General features: G+C 47.7%; 10 protein-coding genes. 3 read left to right on the plus strand and 7 right to left on the minus strand.

The features are described 5' to 3' along the window. Positions 1 to 101 precede the first annotated feature (101 nt). Complete coding sequence (locus MYF79_RS19645) at positions 102 to 740, plus strand: Crp/Fnr family transcriptional regulator (RefSeq protein ID WP_247809336.1); 639 nt, start codon at positions 102 to 104, stop codon at positions 738 to 740. A 4-nt stretch (positions 741 to 744) separates the two neighbouring features. On the opposite strand, the gene MYF79_RS19650 is transcribed toward MYF79_RS19645, so the two are convergent. Further along, a complete protein-coding gene (locus MYF79_RS19650) occupies positions 745 to 1,227 on the minus strand; it encodes a DUF6756 family protein (RefSeq protein ID WP_247809337.1) in 483 nt (160 codons plus the stop codon). Between the two features lie 145 nt (positions 1,228 to 1,372). Between MYF79_RS19650 and MYF79_RS19655 the strand changes: the two genes are divergently transcribed. Then, entirely contained in the window at positions 1,373 to 2,638 is a 1,266-nt protein-coding gene (locus MYF79_RS19655; protein ID WP_247809338.1) for an NADH:flavin oxidoreductase, read from the plus strand. A gap of 290 nt (positions 2,639 to 2,928) precedes the next feature. Here MYF79_RS19655 and MYF79_RS19660 read toward each other — a convergent pair whose 3' ends face one another. Next, on the minus strand, positions 2,929 to 4,776 hold the full coding sequence (locus tag MYF79_RS19660) for a RagB/SusD family nutrient uptake outer membrane protein (protein WP_247809339.1): 1,848 nt from the start codon (positions 4,774 to 4,776) through the stop codon (positions 2,929 to 2,931). An 11-nt stretch (positions 4,777 to 4,787) separates the two neighbouring features. Next, positions 4,788 to 8,048, minus strand: coding sequence for a SusC/RagA family TonB-linked outer membrane protein (locus tag MYF79_RS19665; protein WP_247809340.1), 3,261 nt, complete (start codon positions 8,046 to 8,048; stop codon positions 4,788 to 4,790). 432 nt (positions 8,049 to 8,480) lie between these two features. Between MYF79_RS19665 and MYF79_RS19670 the strand changes: the two genes are divergently transcribed. Then, on the plus strand, positions 8,481 to 8,993 hold the full coding sequence (locus MYF79_RS19670) for a hypothetical protein (protein WP_247809341.1): 513 nt from the start codon (positions 8,481 to 8,483) through the stop codon (positions 8,991 to 8,993). Positions 8,994 to 10,065: 1,072 nt separating this feature from the next. Here the strand turns inward: MYF79_RS19670 and MYF79_RS19675 are convergent. From MYF79_RS19675 to MYF79_RS19690, 4 genes are all read right to left on the minus strand, one after another. Next, positions 10,066 to 10,527, minus strand: coding sequence for a carbohydrate-binding protein (locus tag MYF79_RS19675; RefSeq protein ID WP_199658672.1), 462 nt, complete (start codon positions 10,525 to 10,527; stop codon positions 10,066 to 10,068). Between the two features lie 229 nt (positions 10,528 to 10,756). Further along, positions 10,757 to 14,668, minus strand: coding sequence for a CheR family methyltransferase (locus tag MYF79_RS19680; RefSeq protein ID WP_247809342.1), 3,912 nt, complete (start codon positions 14,666 to 14,668; stop codon positions 10,757 to 10,759). A gap of 77 nt (positions 14,669 to 14,745) precedes the next feature. Beyond that, positions 14,746 to 15,342 carry a chemotaxis protein CheB gene (locus MYF79_RS19685; protein WP_247809343.1) on the minus strand — a complete coding sequence of 199 codons (597 nt, stop codon included), beginning with the start codon at positions 15,340 to 15,342 and terminating at the stop codon, positions 14,746 to 14,748. A gap of 161 nt (positions 15,343 to 15,503) precedes the next feature. Continuing rightward, positions 15,504 to 16,106 (minus strand): phospholipid scramblase family protein, encoded by a 603-nt coding sequence (locus MYF79_RS19690; RefSeq protein WP_247809344.1) that lies wholly within the window; start codon positions 16,104 to 16,106, stop codon positions 15,504 to 15,506. Positions 16,107 to 16,264 lie beyond the last annotated feature (158 nt).

The following is a 16,264-nucleotide window of genomic DNA, read 5'->3' on the forward strand; positions in this document are numbered from 1 at the left end:
AATTGGGTTTTATGAATAAAGCCACGGGAAAATTACGAAAACAAACAGGGAAACCTGGCAGGAATTCTATGAAAGGTTGATTTAGCTTACTATTTTTTAAGATGGTTGCTATATTTGTTTCTGAAGAAACCAGTCTTATGCTTGCTACGCCGCCACTGCCTGAGCTACATCAGCTTATTTTACATCATGTTCAGAAACGGATCCGTCTTTCTCCGGAAGAACAGGAACATTTCTGCAGCTTCCTCACATTGCGCAAGCTGCTGCCAAGGCAGTACCTGCTGCAACAAGGGGAAATATGCAAGTACGAGAGCTACGTCTGTTCCGGTTTTCTCCGCTCCTTTTATGTAGATGATAAGGGCGATGAGCATACCCTTCACTTCGCCATGGAAGACTGGTGGATCAGCGATGCCGGCAGCTTCATTCATCAGGTCCCTTCCCGGATCAATATTATTGCACAGGAGGCAACTGTCGTGCTGCAGATAGACAGGAAGGGGATGGATCAGCTTTTCACGGAGATCCCGGCATTTGAAAAGTTCTGGCGCATATTAAATCAGCAGGCAATGATCGCACAGGATCAGCGCATTTTAAATGCAATATCTATGACAGGCGCTGAACGGTATGAAGCGCTGATAAAGAAATATCCCACGCTTGAACAAAGGTTGCCGCAGAAGCATATTGCGTCATTTCTGGGGATTACGCCGGTGTTTCTGAGCCAGATCAGAAAGGGCGGGAAGAGGTGATGGCTCAAATATCTTCCTTAACCGGCGATAATGACAACAGTTTATCTTTAACAGTACCAAGCCCGGTTAAAACCCCATGATGATCCTCTGTCAGCAGCCATTCATATTTCTTTGACACCAGGTAATACTCGAAATGATGGAACTGGCCGATGATCTGTTGGATAGATTCAACCGTCCCCTCAAACAACCACAATTTTGCACGATCTCCTTTGGGCGCACCCGCTACAAACCAAACCTTTTCATTTTTGTCAATTATATTATTCAAATGCCTCCATGCGTCGTCTTGTGGAAACGACAAAGAAATACTGTCTTTTCTTAGGTTTTCCCACCACCAGTTAAACCTGGTATTTGTATTTTCCCGTATAATGAACCGGGATTCAATTTTCTTAAATATTTCCGGCCAGTCATAAATACCAACACTATCAAAGTGTCCAGCGGGGATACCCAGCTTCCTGGCTACGGCTAGTATTGCTGACTTGAAATCCATACATCAAAATACCAAAGGTACTAAAAGAACATTTCAAACGCTGTCATGCCTTATTTCTATTAAACAATTTTAACCCCAAATATTAAATTAGTTATACGTCCATCTCCTCACCTCCATCTGATCTTTGTGTTCTAATAAATGATCTATGAGCACAAATAAAGACATACTCTTCGAGCCAACAAAATTAGGAACCCATACACTCAAAAACAGATTCACCGTAGCTCCCATGACGCGCAGAAGCGCAACTGCCAATGGCGTTCCTACAGCCGAAATGGCTGACTATTACTCGGCATTCGTCAAAGGCGGCTTCAGTCTTGTCATCACCGAAGGCACCTATACAGACGATCTTTTCAGCAAAACCGACAATCATCAGCCAGGCCTCGTCACCCATGAGCAGGTAGAAGGCTGGAAAAAGGTAACAGAAAAAGTACATCAGGCAGATCCCAATGCGCTCATTATCCTCCAGTTAATGCACGGAGGCGCATTATCCCAGCATACTGATAAAACGATCGCTCCTTCCGCCATACAGCCCAAGGGCCTCCGGAATACCGAACCCGGAGATCTGACAGGCCCCTTCCCTATTCCGGCTGCCATGGGTAAAAAGGAGTTGCAGGAGGTGAAAGACGGATTTGTACAAACGGCCATCAGGGCACTAATAGCCGGATTTGACGGCGTAGAGATACACGCCGCCAATGGTTACCTGCTGGATCAGTTTATCACCCCGCACACAAATACCAGGGAAGATGAATATGGAGGCAGCTATCAGAACAGGCTAAGGTTCCCGATGGAGGTATTTACAGCCATCAGGAATGCTGTTCCTAAAGATTTCATCGTTGGTATACGTTTATCGGAAAGTAAAGTGAACGATCTCACCTACAGGTGGCCCGGCGGCGCAGACGCGGCCAGGGAGATATTCAACATCCTGAAAGAAGTGGACCTCAGCTATATCCACATCGCATCCGAAGGCGGGAACTGGGCAAGGGAATCACTATATGACAATGGAACATCTTCCAATGGTCTCGCCAAACAGATAACGGGGAAACCAGTTATTGTAAACGGTGGTATGCACGATACCATACTTGCCACAAAGCTGCTGTCCAATCAGGAAGCAGATCTTATATCCATCGGCAGATTCGCGATCACTAATCCTGATCTCCCGGAAAAAATAAAGAATGGAGCACTACTGGCCCCATTCTTTAAAGACTTGATCAGGGATAGCCTGACCTTAGCCCACACAAAGGAGATGCTAAAGGTATACGCAGAGACGGCTATAACAACAGTTGCGACAACAGCTACAGCTGCAACACCAAAGGCTACAGCAACAACGGCTACAAAAATAGCCAATGCACCGGCTGATACGACCGCTGATGCAACCGCTTCAACCACACCTGCAGCTACCTCCATTATCTGAGGCCGGATAGCGCCAGTTGAGTAGGCGTAGGAGGAAGTACTGTACAGTGCCGTCGGGACGCGTGATACGATTGACAAAGCCAGATAACTATGCAATCCCGACACGCATTACACCGCTTCATCAAGGTACTGAAGAGCGTTCCGCAGCACCGTATAGTACTTCCTGCGGATGCCGCCCCGGCGAAGCGGCTTCGCGCTAATCAACAAGCGCCAAACTACCAGGCGAGACAAGCGGTCTACTACCAATTGATTAAACAAAGCAAACTTTCAGGCGACACAACCAACAGAAAACTAATACCCCGGATTCTGCACCAGTTTATTATTCCTGTTCATCTCATCGCGCTGCAGCGGCATAAAATACATCTTATCCAGCCAGATCCTGTTCTCATTCACCAAAGTTACCGGCGTATAAGTATAGTCATAACTATTCTCATCATGCTGATACAGCGTCACCTTCACATTCGGCTTCAGTTTGCCTACTACATTGATCCCCCTGAGCGCACGCCCCACCGTTGCCGGCGCTATCATCCAACGGCGCACGTCGAAGAAGCGCTGCTCCTCAAACACCATCTCTATCTCTTTCTCGCGTTGCAAACGTGCTTTCAGCGCTGCACCCGATTCGGTTATAGCCGGCATTCCCGCACGTGTGCGGATCTCGTTGAGATACTTCCGTGTCTCATCTTCTTCACCCAGCTCCATACATGCCTCCGCATAGTTGAACAGGATCTCGGTATAACGGAAGAAAGGATACGGTACCTCCTGGCGGAAATACTGTGCATCCACAGCAGGATCAATGAACTTCTTCATATAATATCCTGTAAAACTACCGTTCCAGTTTTCAACCGGTCCCTGGCGGGTATCCAGTCCCGGCATATTGATGATCTGTGAATGTTCTGCATCCCATACCTGGTAGATGCCTGTCTGCGCCTGGTTAGCCGGATCTTTCGCCGCAACGTCAGAAGGCCGCGGACGCCAGTTGGCCCCGTCATACAGGATGCTTGCATAGAAACGTGGATCACGGTTGCGGTAAGGGTTTGCCTTATGTGCAGCATCGTTCCAGTTAAAAGGCGTACCATCTGCCATTTCATAGTCATCGATCAGCAGCTGGGTGGGTGTGTTGCCAGACCAGTTATGGTACCCGTTCAGTCCATTGTAAAGCCCGATCTGTCCACCAGCCTCTGATTTGGCATTCACAAAGTAACGGGAGAAGATGCTTTCAGAGTTGTCCTTCAGGAACATTTGCTGGTAATTACTACTTGCCTCTTCCGGAGTAGCAGGCGTTGGAGATGCCAGACTGTAACGGTTGAGCGCCATCACCGCTTGTGCTGCGGCTTTGGCACGTCTCCAGCGTGCAGCACGATCGCCGCTGGTATAACCCAGCACCTCATGGGTTGCCACTGTCGCTATTACCGGCGCCTTTGCACTGGCAGTAGGGAAATCATACAGGTCGCTCGCAGCATATACCAGCATGCGCGACTTCAGCGCCAGTGCCGCACCTTCCGTAGCACGGCCTTTTACAATAAGGCTTTCCTTACCCTGCAGTAAACGGGCCGCTGAATCGCAGTCCCTTACAATATGCTCTACACAATCAGAGAAAGAGGCACGGGCTACAGTATAATCCTTATCAGCCAGCGTATACACTGTGTCTATCAATGGTACGCCACCATAAGCACGTACCAGCTGGTGATAAAAATATGCACGCAGGAAGTATACTTCTCCCCTCATGCGATCGCCCAGTCCCGCTTTATCAAAAGGCACTTTATTGATATTCTGAAAGAATACATTACAGGCACGGATACGTTTATACATATCATCCCACTGGAAAGTACCGCGATTGTTCACGTACTCGGCATCCGTAGGACTGATAGTAGCCTCTCCCATATTCTTCATGCCATAGTTGTGGGTGAACATGGTCTCGTCGGTAGCAGACGATAACATGGTTTCCAGGAAACCACCACTGCTCAGACCATTATAAATTTCATTGACAAAAGCTTCTGTCAATGCCTGGTCCTGCCACACATCGTCTTTCGTCGCTTCCCCTAAAGGTCTTGTATTCAGGAAATCGGTATTACACGCAGCAACTGTCAAAGCGCCCGCCATACCGATACCAATGTATATTTTCTTAAGTAGTTGTTTCATGATACTGCTGATTAAAAAGTTAAATTGAAGCCTGCATTCAATACCCTTGACTGCGGATAATACTGACCATTACCGCTCACAGATTCAGGATCAAGGATCTTCAGATTGTCCAGGGTGAAAAGGTTCAGACAGTTTGCATATAATCTCAGCGTAGAGATACCGCTCTTCTTCTTCAGGAAATCAGGGATACTGTAGCCGATTTCCAGGTTTTTCAGACGTACATAATTAGTACTGCGGATCCAGTATGTATTCCCTGTTGCCCAATAAGTATCATTACGGTCATTTACACGTGGGTGCTCGCCGTTAGGATTGTCAGGGCTCCAGCGGTGATCATAATAGTCTTTGGTAAAGTTGCCGATCTCACCGGATTCTGTGTTGATATGCAGCGCACCGCCGGTGGCTCCCTGGAAGAGGATGGCCATATCGAAATTGCCATACTGCATATTCACATTCAGACCTCCTGTAAAGGTTGGCTGATTGCTCTTTCCGTAGCGTATCTTATCGTCTCCATTGATCTTTCCGTTACCATCAATGTCTTTGAACTTCATATCGCCCGGACGCAGGTTGTTTGTCAGCGCAGTATAATCTATGGTGTTCTTATCAATTTCCGCATAGTCTTTAAATACACCGTCATATTCATAATACAGGTTGGTATTCATTGGCTTACCGGTAGAACGCTGCCAGGCCGGAGCGCCAGGAGCTTCGTCCCAGAACACGATCTTGTTCTTGGAGTAACCGCCATTCACGCTCACATCATAGCGGAATTTACTGCCCACATTATCATTGTAGCCAACACGGAATTCAAAACCCTTATTGTCTACCTTACCAATATTCTCCGCAGGCAGTGTCATACCGGTAGTTTGCGGCACGGATGCATTCCTTCTTACCAGGATGCCGGAACGTTTGTTCATGAACGCATCCAGTTCGAAATAGATCTTACCGTTCAGCAAGGCGCCATCCAGACCAACGTTATAGTTGTTCGCTACTTCCCAGGTAATGTATGGGTTAGGTATACGCGCTTCGAAGAGTGATTTCACCACATTGCCTCCCAGGATGTAACTGCCGAAGCCATAAGTGGAATAGTACTGGTATTCCTGCAGTGTGAGGGTACCATCTCCGTTATCGTCAAAGTATACCTGGTCATTACCCAGTTTACCCCATGATGCACGCAGTTTCAGGTAACTCATGAATTTCACGTTCTCTTTGAAGAAGTTCTCTTCAGATATGCGCCAACCTAACATCAGACCAGGGAAGAAACCAAAACGGGAATTGCTGGGGAACATATAGGAACCATCATTCCGCCATACAAACTCCGCCAGGTATTTCTCTTTATAGTTGTAAGCCACACGACCAAAATAGTTCAGACGGGCACGGTCCCAGGCGCTACCGGTATTGTCTTTCTCTGCATCGCCACCGGCAAACAGCTGGTCGATCAACGGAGAAATGAAATATCTGCGGAAAGCACTGAAAGATGCCGAATTGACTTTTTCCCTTTCAACACCGAATACGAAGTTCACTGTATGGTTTTTGTTGAAGCTACGGTCGTAGGTCAGCAAACCACGCAGCAACAGGTTGCTCTGATCTTCATCTCCCTGGTTGAGGGTAGCCTGATCTGTACCACGTTTGCCCTTTACGAGCACAGGTGTCTTACCATCCTGCTGATAGGTCTTCTTATCCCATGTATACAGGTACCAGGGTGTCATCCAGCGCTTGGTGCCCTTGATGTATTTGTCGAATGCCACATTACCGCTCAGTTTCAGGCCGTCCACACCGGGGATCAATACATCGAGCTTGGCACTGGTCTGTACATAGTAGCGTTTATCCTTGTCGTATCCTGTCTGGTCGGTAGTGATCACCACAGGGTTGTTACCGTACTCGATATCCGGACCTGGCAGACCATTGGGCCAGAAAGCAGGCTCGGTAGGTTTACCACGCATCAGCATACGGAAAATGTCGCTGGCGCTGCGGGTAGGATAATTACGCTCTTCCTGGCGACCTAACATATCTACGCTCACGTTCACGTACTTGTTGATCCTGCCATCGAGATTCACGCGCAGGCTGTACTGGTCGTAACCGGTAGCCGATTTTTTATAATAGGCATCCTGCGACTGATAACCGAAGGAGGTCAGATAACGCATGTTCTCATTACCACCAGACACCTGTACGCTATGGTTTGATTGGGGCGACCATGTCTTAAAAGTGGATTTATACCAGTCTGTGTTCGGATACAGCCAGGGGTCTGTACTATTGCGGAACTTATCTATCTCCGTCGGACCAAAAGCCACATCCCATTTCTTGTTGGTAGTGGGCGAAGTATAGGTACCCCCTTGTTTGTATACATCCCAGGCAGTAGCCCACTCTCTTCCCGGTACATCGCGGTAAAGGCTCAGCTCATCTCTCAGCTGCGCATACTCAGCGGCATTTGCCATTTCAGGGATGTGGGTAGGTTGTGACCAGCCCTGGTTGAAGGAATAAGATAGCTGCGGTTTACCGCTTTTACCACGTTTGGTGGTTACGAGAATAACACCATTGGCAGCTCGTGCGCCATAGATCGCTGCGGAAGCATCTTTCAGTACGGAAATACTCTCAATATCCTGTGGATTTAAACGTTCCAGGCCACCGGTACGGCCTGCCACACCGTCTATTACGATCAGCGGGTCATTGTTACCCAGGGTGTTGGAGCCACGGATACGGAGGGATGAACCGTCAGCGCCGGGCTCACCACTATTCTGCATGGCAGTTACACCAGGCATACGTCCGGCAATGGAGTTGGACAGGTTCGTTGCGGGCGATTTCACCAGCTCGGCGCCTTTCACGGTAGCAATGGAACCCGATACCGCCTCTCTTTTCTGTGCGCCATAACCTACAACGACTACTTCGCTGAGGCCTTTGGTATCTGCATCGAGCGTTACGTTCAGGGGAGTGTTGCCGTTGACAGTAAACGTCTGCGATAGGAAACCGATTGCAGTAATAGTCACCTGAGCGCCATTTGCGACGCTCAATGAAAAAGAGCCATCGGGTAATGTGGTTGTCCCTTTTGAAGTCCCCACTACTTTGATAGTAGCGCCGATCACCGGTTCCTTATTTTTGTCAACGATCTTTCCTTTCAGTATAATATCCTGCCGGATTGAAAATGAGGTTGGATAGCCATCCGCAGCAGCAATAAGCGGATACAGGGCAGGCATAAAAAGCAGCAAAGTAAATTTCATGCGTAATAGTGTTGACTGCCAGGCATGACGCTGCCTGACCTTCAACAGGTCTACATTTTTCATACGTTTAAATTGTGTGGTTAAAAGAAAGGCGAACTCCTATCGCTGATTTTGGTTACGACGGGCAATGCAATAACATATCCGTCCTTAGACACTATTGGTTGTCATCATCATCAAAATGTGGTTTTTTGCTAGTTAAAGAATACATGGTAGCGGGTCAATAGCACAGTACAACTACATAGGTTCACAATTTTTACATAGTGTGCAGCTTGATTTTCATAACGATACTTTTCTCAACGTGTCGATTTTACACCTAAAATAGAAAAAATAATCAAGATTTATATTTCTTTTAACATACTGCGATAATATCGGAGTGAAAATATGCTTATCCAGCGCTCATTAACCTACGGAAACTGCCTGTTTACCGCTAAGTACAACCGCTACCAGGGCCAGCTGACGCGAATCCGCTACCTTCGGGACATTAAATGCTGAACAATGGAAAAAGCGCTGGTAAAACTTTCTTACAGGCAGATCATCGATGTCCATGCCGGGAGCACCTTCGAAAAGGATATCTTTCACGAAAGCTATAACGAATTTCTCATGCAGGTGCAGGCCTATAACCGGGAGCAGCAGTTCACTACCTGGGAACAGGTGCGGGCTGCCAATCCCAAGGCCGGGTCATTGCATTACAAAGTAGGGTTCTCCATAGGTTTGTTCCTGCGGGAGCTGCAGCAACAGATCCCGGGCCTTGCCGATAACCTGGGATATCCGGTTCCTTTCGAAAGTCACCGCTTTGAGATCGTCGCCTCCGATATTACCAGCAAGGCCGGTCATAAAGTCGCTATCGTTTATACAACAGGCACGCTTACACTCTTTGGGGTGCTGGGCGAATACCTGCTACTTGCGGCTGGCGATCAGCTAAACAATCCTGGCCAACAGGAGGTGCAGACATTCATGCTGAAACTGCAGCCTCAATTGTCTATATGTTCATTGAGTTCTTCCATATAATGCAGGTCTTCATTATTCGACACCTCCGTTTCAGGCTGGCTTCCTTGTTATAGCTTGTGCGTCGTGATACAGGTCTTCGTTATTTGTGATACCCCGGTTTCAGGCTGACTTCCTTGTTATAGCTTGTGCGTCGTGATACAGGTCTTCGTTATTTGTGATACCTCCGTTTCAGGCTGGCTTCCTTGTTATAGCTTGTGTGCCGTGATACTGGTCTTCGTTATTTGTGATACCTCGGTTTCAGGCTGGGATCACTGGCTGTAGTTCTTTGAAGCTGCGCGCTATTCAGCTTTGGGAATCGTATGAGCTTTGGAATAGGTATCAAACCCCTATCAATCGTACGAGCGGGCTTCAAATAACTAAGGCCAGTGATTCCCACCTGAAACCGTTATACTTATGGGCGGCCGCTTATATTCAGGTGACCTGTCAGTAAGGGCCGCAACAATTGAGAACGCTGTCGCCATCGTCCTGATACGCATACGCCTATATATAATTATAGGGAGAGCGGAAGTAGCACCGGTTTCAGATGGGAATGTCGGGCCTTCGGCTCTCCGGTGACACGGACGGTGCCGCCAAATCTATACTCAAAAGCTCATCCGCTTGACAAAGCTAAATAGCATTCCAGAGAGGCGCCGACCGACATCCCATACTGAAACCGAGCTACTTCGCGTGATCAGCTGATAACAGCCCTTCATTATTGGCCCCACGCGACAGCTACAAGCTGCCACAGATGTCGCAATTATAACAGGACCCGATAACCGCGATAGGGAGAGCGGAAGTAGCACCGGTTTCAGATGGGAATGTCGGGCCTTCGGCTCTCCGGTGACACGGACGGTGCTGCCAAATCTATACTCAAAAGCCTATCCGCTTGACAAAGCCCAATCGACTTCCAGAGAGGCGTCGACCGACATCCCATACTGAAACCGAGCTACTTCGCGTGAACAGCTAACACACCCTCTTCTTTATTCGATCTGCACGACAGTTATAACCCTGCCACAGATGTCGCAATTATAACAGGACCGATAACCACGATAGGGAGAGCGAAAAAAGTAATATGCGAACCACAGGAATTAGCTCAATAATCCTGCACAAAAGTGATGGAAGTTATACTGAAGGGATTACCTTTCGCTACAAGATAAAGGTCGTGTATCCCATAGGAGTATTTAGGGTTGCCGGTTAACTTTAGTGCATAGGTCGTATCTCCCGTAAAAGGGATCTTCAGCGTACCGATACGCCTGCTTTTCTTTCCTTTGGGACGGTCAATGCGGAATTCAAGACGGCCGTTCTTCTTCTCCTTATTCTGGCAGAACACCACTACCTTGAACCCGATTTCCCCCATGCCGAGATTCACCTGCCCGAAGCCCAGGTAACTGCCCGATTTCATTTTAAATTCTGTTTCAAAATTGCCTTTTTTCACTGGGCCTGCCGGAGCTACGGTGCCCGCCGGAGGCGGATCTGTAGACGGAGGTGCAGTTGCCGTCTGTCCCCGGGCAATCATCTGCACAATAATGAAAAAAAGACATAGGATAGGCCTCATAACAAATATGGTAGGTCGGCGTCTCTTTTAAAGAAGCCCAACCAGTGTCTAAAATACTAATTAGGTCGAAAAATTACGCAAATTTATATTAAAAATTACAATAATAATATACTCTGATTCCCAATATGTTAAACCCGGGCTGTTTGTATAATGCTGGAAATAGTAATGGCCCCGTAGCGGAGCCATTTCTGTGGGTATATTACGCTGAAAATACTATTTTATTGTATAGCTACTGTTGCGTTTCCGGAATGATAATGTGGAACGCCGCTCCCTGGTGCTCTACCCCGAATGCCTGGATATCACCGTTATGGATGTCCATGATCTTCCGGCAAAGCGCCAGACCGATACCGGTTCCCTCGAACTTCTCCTTCTGGTTCAGTCGCTGGAATATCACAAACAGCTTATCTGCATAGGCCTGGTTGAACCCGATGCCGTTATCGGCCACGACGATCCGGTAATAAGTAGGGCCTACCGGTAATGAAGGCAGGTCATTCAGTTCGGCATCCGAGATCTTATTGGACGTGATCGTTACCCGGCTGTCGCCTTCCGTACCGGAAAATTTCAGTGCATTGCCGATCAGGTTATAGAATAACTGGTTCATCTGCAATGGCACGGCATCTATCACCGGCAGTTCATCCACTTCTATCACGGCGTTCTTATCCCTGATCAGCAGTTCAAAATCTTCTATCACGTTGGTTACTATCTGGTTGAGATCCACGGGCAGGAACGCATTTTCCCCCAGCTCCAGGCGGGAATAGGAGATCAGGTCCCTGATCAGGTCTGACATACGTATGGCCGACTGCTTTACCTTGCGCAGGTAGAGCGCCGTATCGATCTTGCTCGTACCGGGCTTCACGCTTTCCAGCATGTCGGCAAACAGGCGGATCTTACGTAATGGTTCCTGGAGATCGTGGGAAGTGATGAAAACAAACTGCTCCAGTTCATGGTTCCGCTTGGAGAGGTTGGCATTAGCGTCTTCCAGGGCAATGGTCCTTTCCCTGACCTTCCTTTCCAGCGCGTCTTCCACCATCTTCTGATCGTCGATATCTGTACAGGCCCCGATAAAACCTACAAATTCATCTTGTGAATTGAAGCGCGGTATACCCGAACAGGCCAGCCAGTGGTAGGTGCCATCATATCGTTTCAGGCGGAACTCTGCATAAAAGTTCTTCCTGTCGCGGGATGAACGGCTGAAACTGATCTTCCATTTATCGGTATCTTCCGGATGCATGATGTCATACCAGCCATTGTCCTTATTCTGATCGTGCGTACGTCCTGTATACTTTTGCCAGGCCTTATTAAAGAAAGAGAAGGATCCGTCCTTTTCTGCGATCCAGATCATTGCCGGCGCGGTATCGGCAATCATACGGAAATAGGCCTCACTTTGCTGCAAATGTAACTGGGCCTGTTTTCTTTCTGTGATATCGAGCGCTACACCTATCACCCTTTTTGCGGTTCCCTCTTCATCATAGACGCCTTGTCCGGTGGCCGCTATCCAGTGGATGGAATTGTCCGGCCATTTAACCCGGTATTCCTCGACGTAAAGTAGTCGGTTGTTCAGCGCATACTGCAACGCTTCATCCGCCCGGCGTACATCTTCCGGCAGTATGAGCGACAATAGTTTTTCGTATGTGAGCTGGGTCTGTGACGATAATCCGAAATTGCTCCGGAACTGCTCATTACAATGCATGATACCGGTAGGTACTTCCAGTTCCCAGGAGCCCAGTCTGCCCGTCTGCATGGCGAAATTCAGTTTGTTGTTCACCTCCTGCAGGTGTTTTTCAAACTGCTTGCTCTCCGTGATGTCTGTTACCACGCCAAGTACACGCACCGCTGTTCCGTTCTCGTCGTAGAATACCTGTGCCTTGCACGATATCCAGGTCACTTTGTCGTCGGCAAGGTTGATCCGGAAGTCAATATTGATATATCCCTTGTCTTTGCCTGCCAGGGCTGCAGTGATGCGCGCCTGTACTGCCGGCGCATCGGCGGGATGAATCGCTTTGATAAAACTGTCAAATTCCATTGGCGCCGTGGAAGTGATGCCAAAGAGCTCCCGGCTTTTGTCAGACAATAACAACTCCCGGGAAAGCGGATTAAAATCCCAGGTGCCTGTACGGGTACCATCCAGCGCCAGGCGAAGCCTTTCCTCGTTGGTACGCACTATTTCCTGTTTACGGGCAATGCGTTCCCTGGCCTCCCTTACTTCGGTGATATCTTCTATGGCAATCAGGATCAGCTCTTCCCGCAGGTCCTGAGAAGTGATCAGCTGACCGTTCATCTTGATGGTCCGCAATCCGTTGGCGGAAGCCTTATAAGTCAGTTCATAATTGGCGAAGGGCGTCCTGGAGGTCATCAGGTTTTCCATCAGCGAACGCAGCTCGGAAGTGTTCCATTGCTTGTTTCCCAGTTCATAGAGCAGTTTTCCTTCCGTCTCTTTCCGCTCCATCTTGAAGGTACGATAGAAGGAGGCATTGGCGCTGACTACGCGGATATTCGTATCGAGGATCAACAGGGATTCATGTACGGTGTTGACAATGGATTCTGCATACAACCTCGCATTGTTCAACTGATTATTTCTTTCCACCAGGTCGTTATTGCGGGTGCTGAGTTCGTCATTGATGACCTGCAGCTCTTCCTGCGATACTTCCAGTTCCTCATTCAGGCTTTTCAGCTCCTCATTGGCAGACTGCAGTTCTTCATTGGTCGCTTCATACGCCTCCGCAACAGCACGCAGTTCTTCTTTATAGCGCTGCACTTCTTTTTCCAGCTGCAAAATACGCAGGTTCTTTTCATCGGTAGTTTCAGGTACTTCCGGTTTTCTCACAGCAGTAAGCTCTCCGTTCAGGTCCTGCTGTTGCTGATGATTGAAGATCACCAGGTAATAGCTCTCATGCAGATTGCTGATAGGTACTACTTCGAATGATACATTGAGCGTTGTCCCTCCCGTTGCGATGGTAAGGCCTTCTTTTCTGACATTTCTTCTGGCGGACTGCGCATGACTGAGCGCGCTCCTGAGACTATGTACCAGGTCCCTGTGAGCAAGCTTCAGAATGTTCAGACTGGCTTTACCAGGCCCGTGTTCGAAAAACTGCATGGTAACACCTCTGAATTCAATGATATCGAATTTTTCATTGAGCAGCACAGCAGACGGTGCATACATAGAAAGTATGATACTGTCGGCCGCCTTCTGAGCATCAATATTCCCATCCCTCTCCTGATCAAAGCTTGGTGTCATATGCTTTATTTTTTTATTAGTTGGAAACGCATTTCTCAGCGTCCATTTATCTACGTTTTTCTTAAGGTAGATCTTCGTTTTCTTTGACGGCATATCAAAGAGGTCGGGCGATCTGTTGGTCTCCGACTTGCCCAGCCACAGAAAACCACGGTCTGTCAGCGCATAATTAAATATGCTCAGCATTTTCTTCTGCAGTACCGGTTGCATGTAAATAAGCACGTTACGGCAGCTGATGAGATGCAGGTTTGCAAAGGGAGGATCTGTCAACATATTGTGACAGGCAAACACGCATGCATCCCTGATAGTAGCAGATATTTCGTAACCCTGTTCCCTTTCCGTAAAAAATTTCACCAGCCGTGCTGCGGATACACCCGCTACTTGTGTCTTTGTATAAACGGCTTTGCGCGCTGTGGCAATAACGGCTTCGGAAAGGTCTGTTGCAAAGATCTTCACCTTATTGGAGAAGTGTTCATCTCCTATTAATTCATACAGACAGATGGCGATGGAATAGGCTTCTTCCCCCGTAGCGCATCCCGCTACCCATATGCGCACCTGCTCTTCCTTATCACGCGCCTGCCTTACTACCTGCGGTAGTACATACCTCAACAGGTATTCAAAGCTGCTTTCATCACGGAAAAAGGAAGAGACGTGGATCAGCAGATCCGCATAAACAATATTTTGTTCGTCTTCATTCTCTTTTATGAACGTAAGATATTCCTCAAACCCCTGGACATTTACAAGCGACATTCTCCGCTGGAGCCTCCTCGTAATAGTGGAAAGCTTATATTGCAGGAAGTCAACACCCGAAGATTCCGACAGGATCGCTAAAATACTTTTCAATGCAGCATTGGGTGCGGAACCAGATCGCCTCCTGTTCAACTCACCTTCAGTATGTGTATCCAACATGCAAACAGCTTTACTTTATGCCTGGTCGTTTAACCAATACTTTAGAACGGCTAAAGATATGTAAAAAACGAATCATCTCAATTTACGCTGTTATCGATCTTCAGGTGCCTTAACAGGAAACGTGCAATGTCTGCCGGTGGCAGGATCGCATGCGGGTCGTCCTTGTTAATAGCGCCCTGCGGCAGGATATTAAAATCGGTCGTATCCGGGTCCTGGACAATGACCAGCCCATGATAATCCTCAATTACTTTAATACCTTCAATACCATCATTGCCCATACCTGACAATATCACCCCGATGCCATTTTCCCGGTAGGCTTTCGCCATGGACTTAAAGAAAATGTCGATCGACTTGTTAATGACCTCCCTGGAATAACGCCGCCGCACTTTCAAATAACCGTCTTCCACAATCATCATCCTGTCTTCCGCAAGTACATAGACATGATCTGTTTCCAGTTTTATATCGTCTTCTACCTTATGTACCGGCATATTCGTAAACTTTTCTAAAATAGAGCTGAATCTACTCCTATGCTCCCTGCTAAGGTGGGGAATCACGACAAATGCAGCACCTGTTTTTTCCACAACCTGTTGAAAAAACGCACATGTCGGTTCCAGGCCACCGGCGGAACAGCCGATTCCGATACAAAACAATGGCTGTTGCCTGCCTACGTGCATAAGATATGGTTTAAAACACAGATCATTCAAAAAGCAACCTCGTCAAATATCAGGCCACCGGAATATCGGGAACCGGTTCCGGAAGCCGGGATACAATGTGTTCAAATAAAAAGAGGCTGTACCATACTCTTATGATACAGCCTCTCACACATTATTTTTTGTTACTTGGATTCCTTCAGCACCATATCAATAGTGATAGCCCCCGCTACGATCGCCATCTTATTGATATCTTCCGGGCACTCCTTCGCTATGGTAACGCGGTATTTATCTGCCGTAGTGAATACTTCCTTGAAAGCGCCTGCCCATTTCTTGGTGATAGCGCCCAATTCCCTTTCAGCAGTATCCACGATCTTGAAATTCCAGGCTTTCCAGTCGCCCTTGATCTCTGCCAGCACAGCGCCATTGGCATCCAGGATGTGGAACAGTGGTTTCATAAATTTGAACTTCTGTTTGATGCCGCCTACTACAACACCGTTCATGTCGCGGATCTCAATCTTCGACATCCAGAATGTCCAGCCACGGTGAATAGAAGCTACCACCTGCTCATTTGTATCCACTATATTCAGTGTGAACGGGAAGATCCTTTTATCCAGCAGGAGCCGCAGGAATTTATGCAACAGGGGCACTTCCTGGCGGATGTTCCCGATCTGCTGACCATCCTGGTTAAATACTTTATATGCATTCGCAAATTTCAACAAGCCCACCTTCTCGTCAATAAAATAATCATCACAGTGGAAGAATTCAGGTAATTTGGTTTGTCCCATGAGGTTTTATCAGGTTGTGGTTATAGAATGGGCACAAATATATACAAATATTCATGAATATCAGGATGTTTTGCTATTTTTCCTGCCTGGTTTTCAAACAATACCGACAATCCCTTAACTTGCAGGGCATCGCCATTCATGTTAACGTATATGGAACA

Origin of the sequence: Chitinophaga filiformis, assembly GCF_023100805.1 — a bacterium.
Taxonomy (GTDB): Bacteria; Bacteroidota; Bacteroidia; order Chitinophagales; family Chitinophagaceae; genus Chitinophaga; species Chitinophaga filiformis_B.

Coding starts and splice junctions, on each gene's coding strand:
- MYF79_RS19645 (WP_247809336.1), top strand. CDS start 102: ATGGTTGCTATATTTGTTTCTGAAGAAACCAGTCTTATGCTTGCTACG.
- MYF79_RS19650 (WP_247809337.1), bottom strand. CDS start 1,227: ATGGATTTCAAGTCAGCAATACTAGCCGTAGCCAGGAAGCTGGGTATC.
- MYF79_RS19655 (WP_247809338.1), top strand. CDS start 1,373: ATGAGCACAAATAAAGACATACTCTTCGAGCCAACAAAATTAGGAACC.
- MYF79_RS19660 (WP_247809339.1), bottom strand. CDS start 4,776: ATGAAACAACTACTTAAGAAAATATACATTGGTATCGGTATGGCGGGC.
- MYF79_RS19665 (WP_247809340.1), bottom strand. CDS start 8,048: ATGAAAAATGTAGACCTGTTGAAGGTCAGGCAGCGTCATGCCTGGCAG.
- MYF79_RS19670 (WP_247809341.1), top strand. CDS start 8,481: ATGGAAAAAGCGCTGGTAAAACTTTCTTACAGGCAGATCATCGATGTC.
- MYF79_RS19675 (WP_199658672.1), bottom strand. CDS start 10,527: ATGAGGCCTATCCTATGTCTTTTTTTCATTATTGTGCAGATGATTGCC.
- MYF79_RS19680 (WP_247809342.1), bottom strand. CDS start 14,668: ATGTTGGATACACATACTGAAGGTGAGTTGAACAGGAGGCGATCTGGT.
- MYF79_RS19685 (WP_247809343.1), bottom strand. CDS start 15,342: ATGCACGTAGGCAGGCAACAGCCATTGTTTTGTATCGGAATCGGCTGT.
- MYF79_RS19690 (WP_247809344.1), bottom strand. CDS start 16,106: ATGGGACAAACCAAATTACCTGAATTCTTCCACTGTGATGATTATTTT.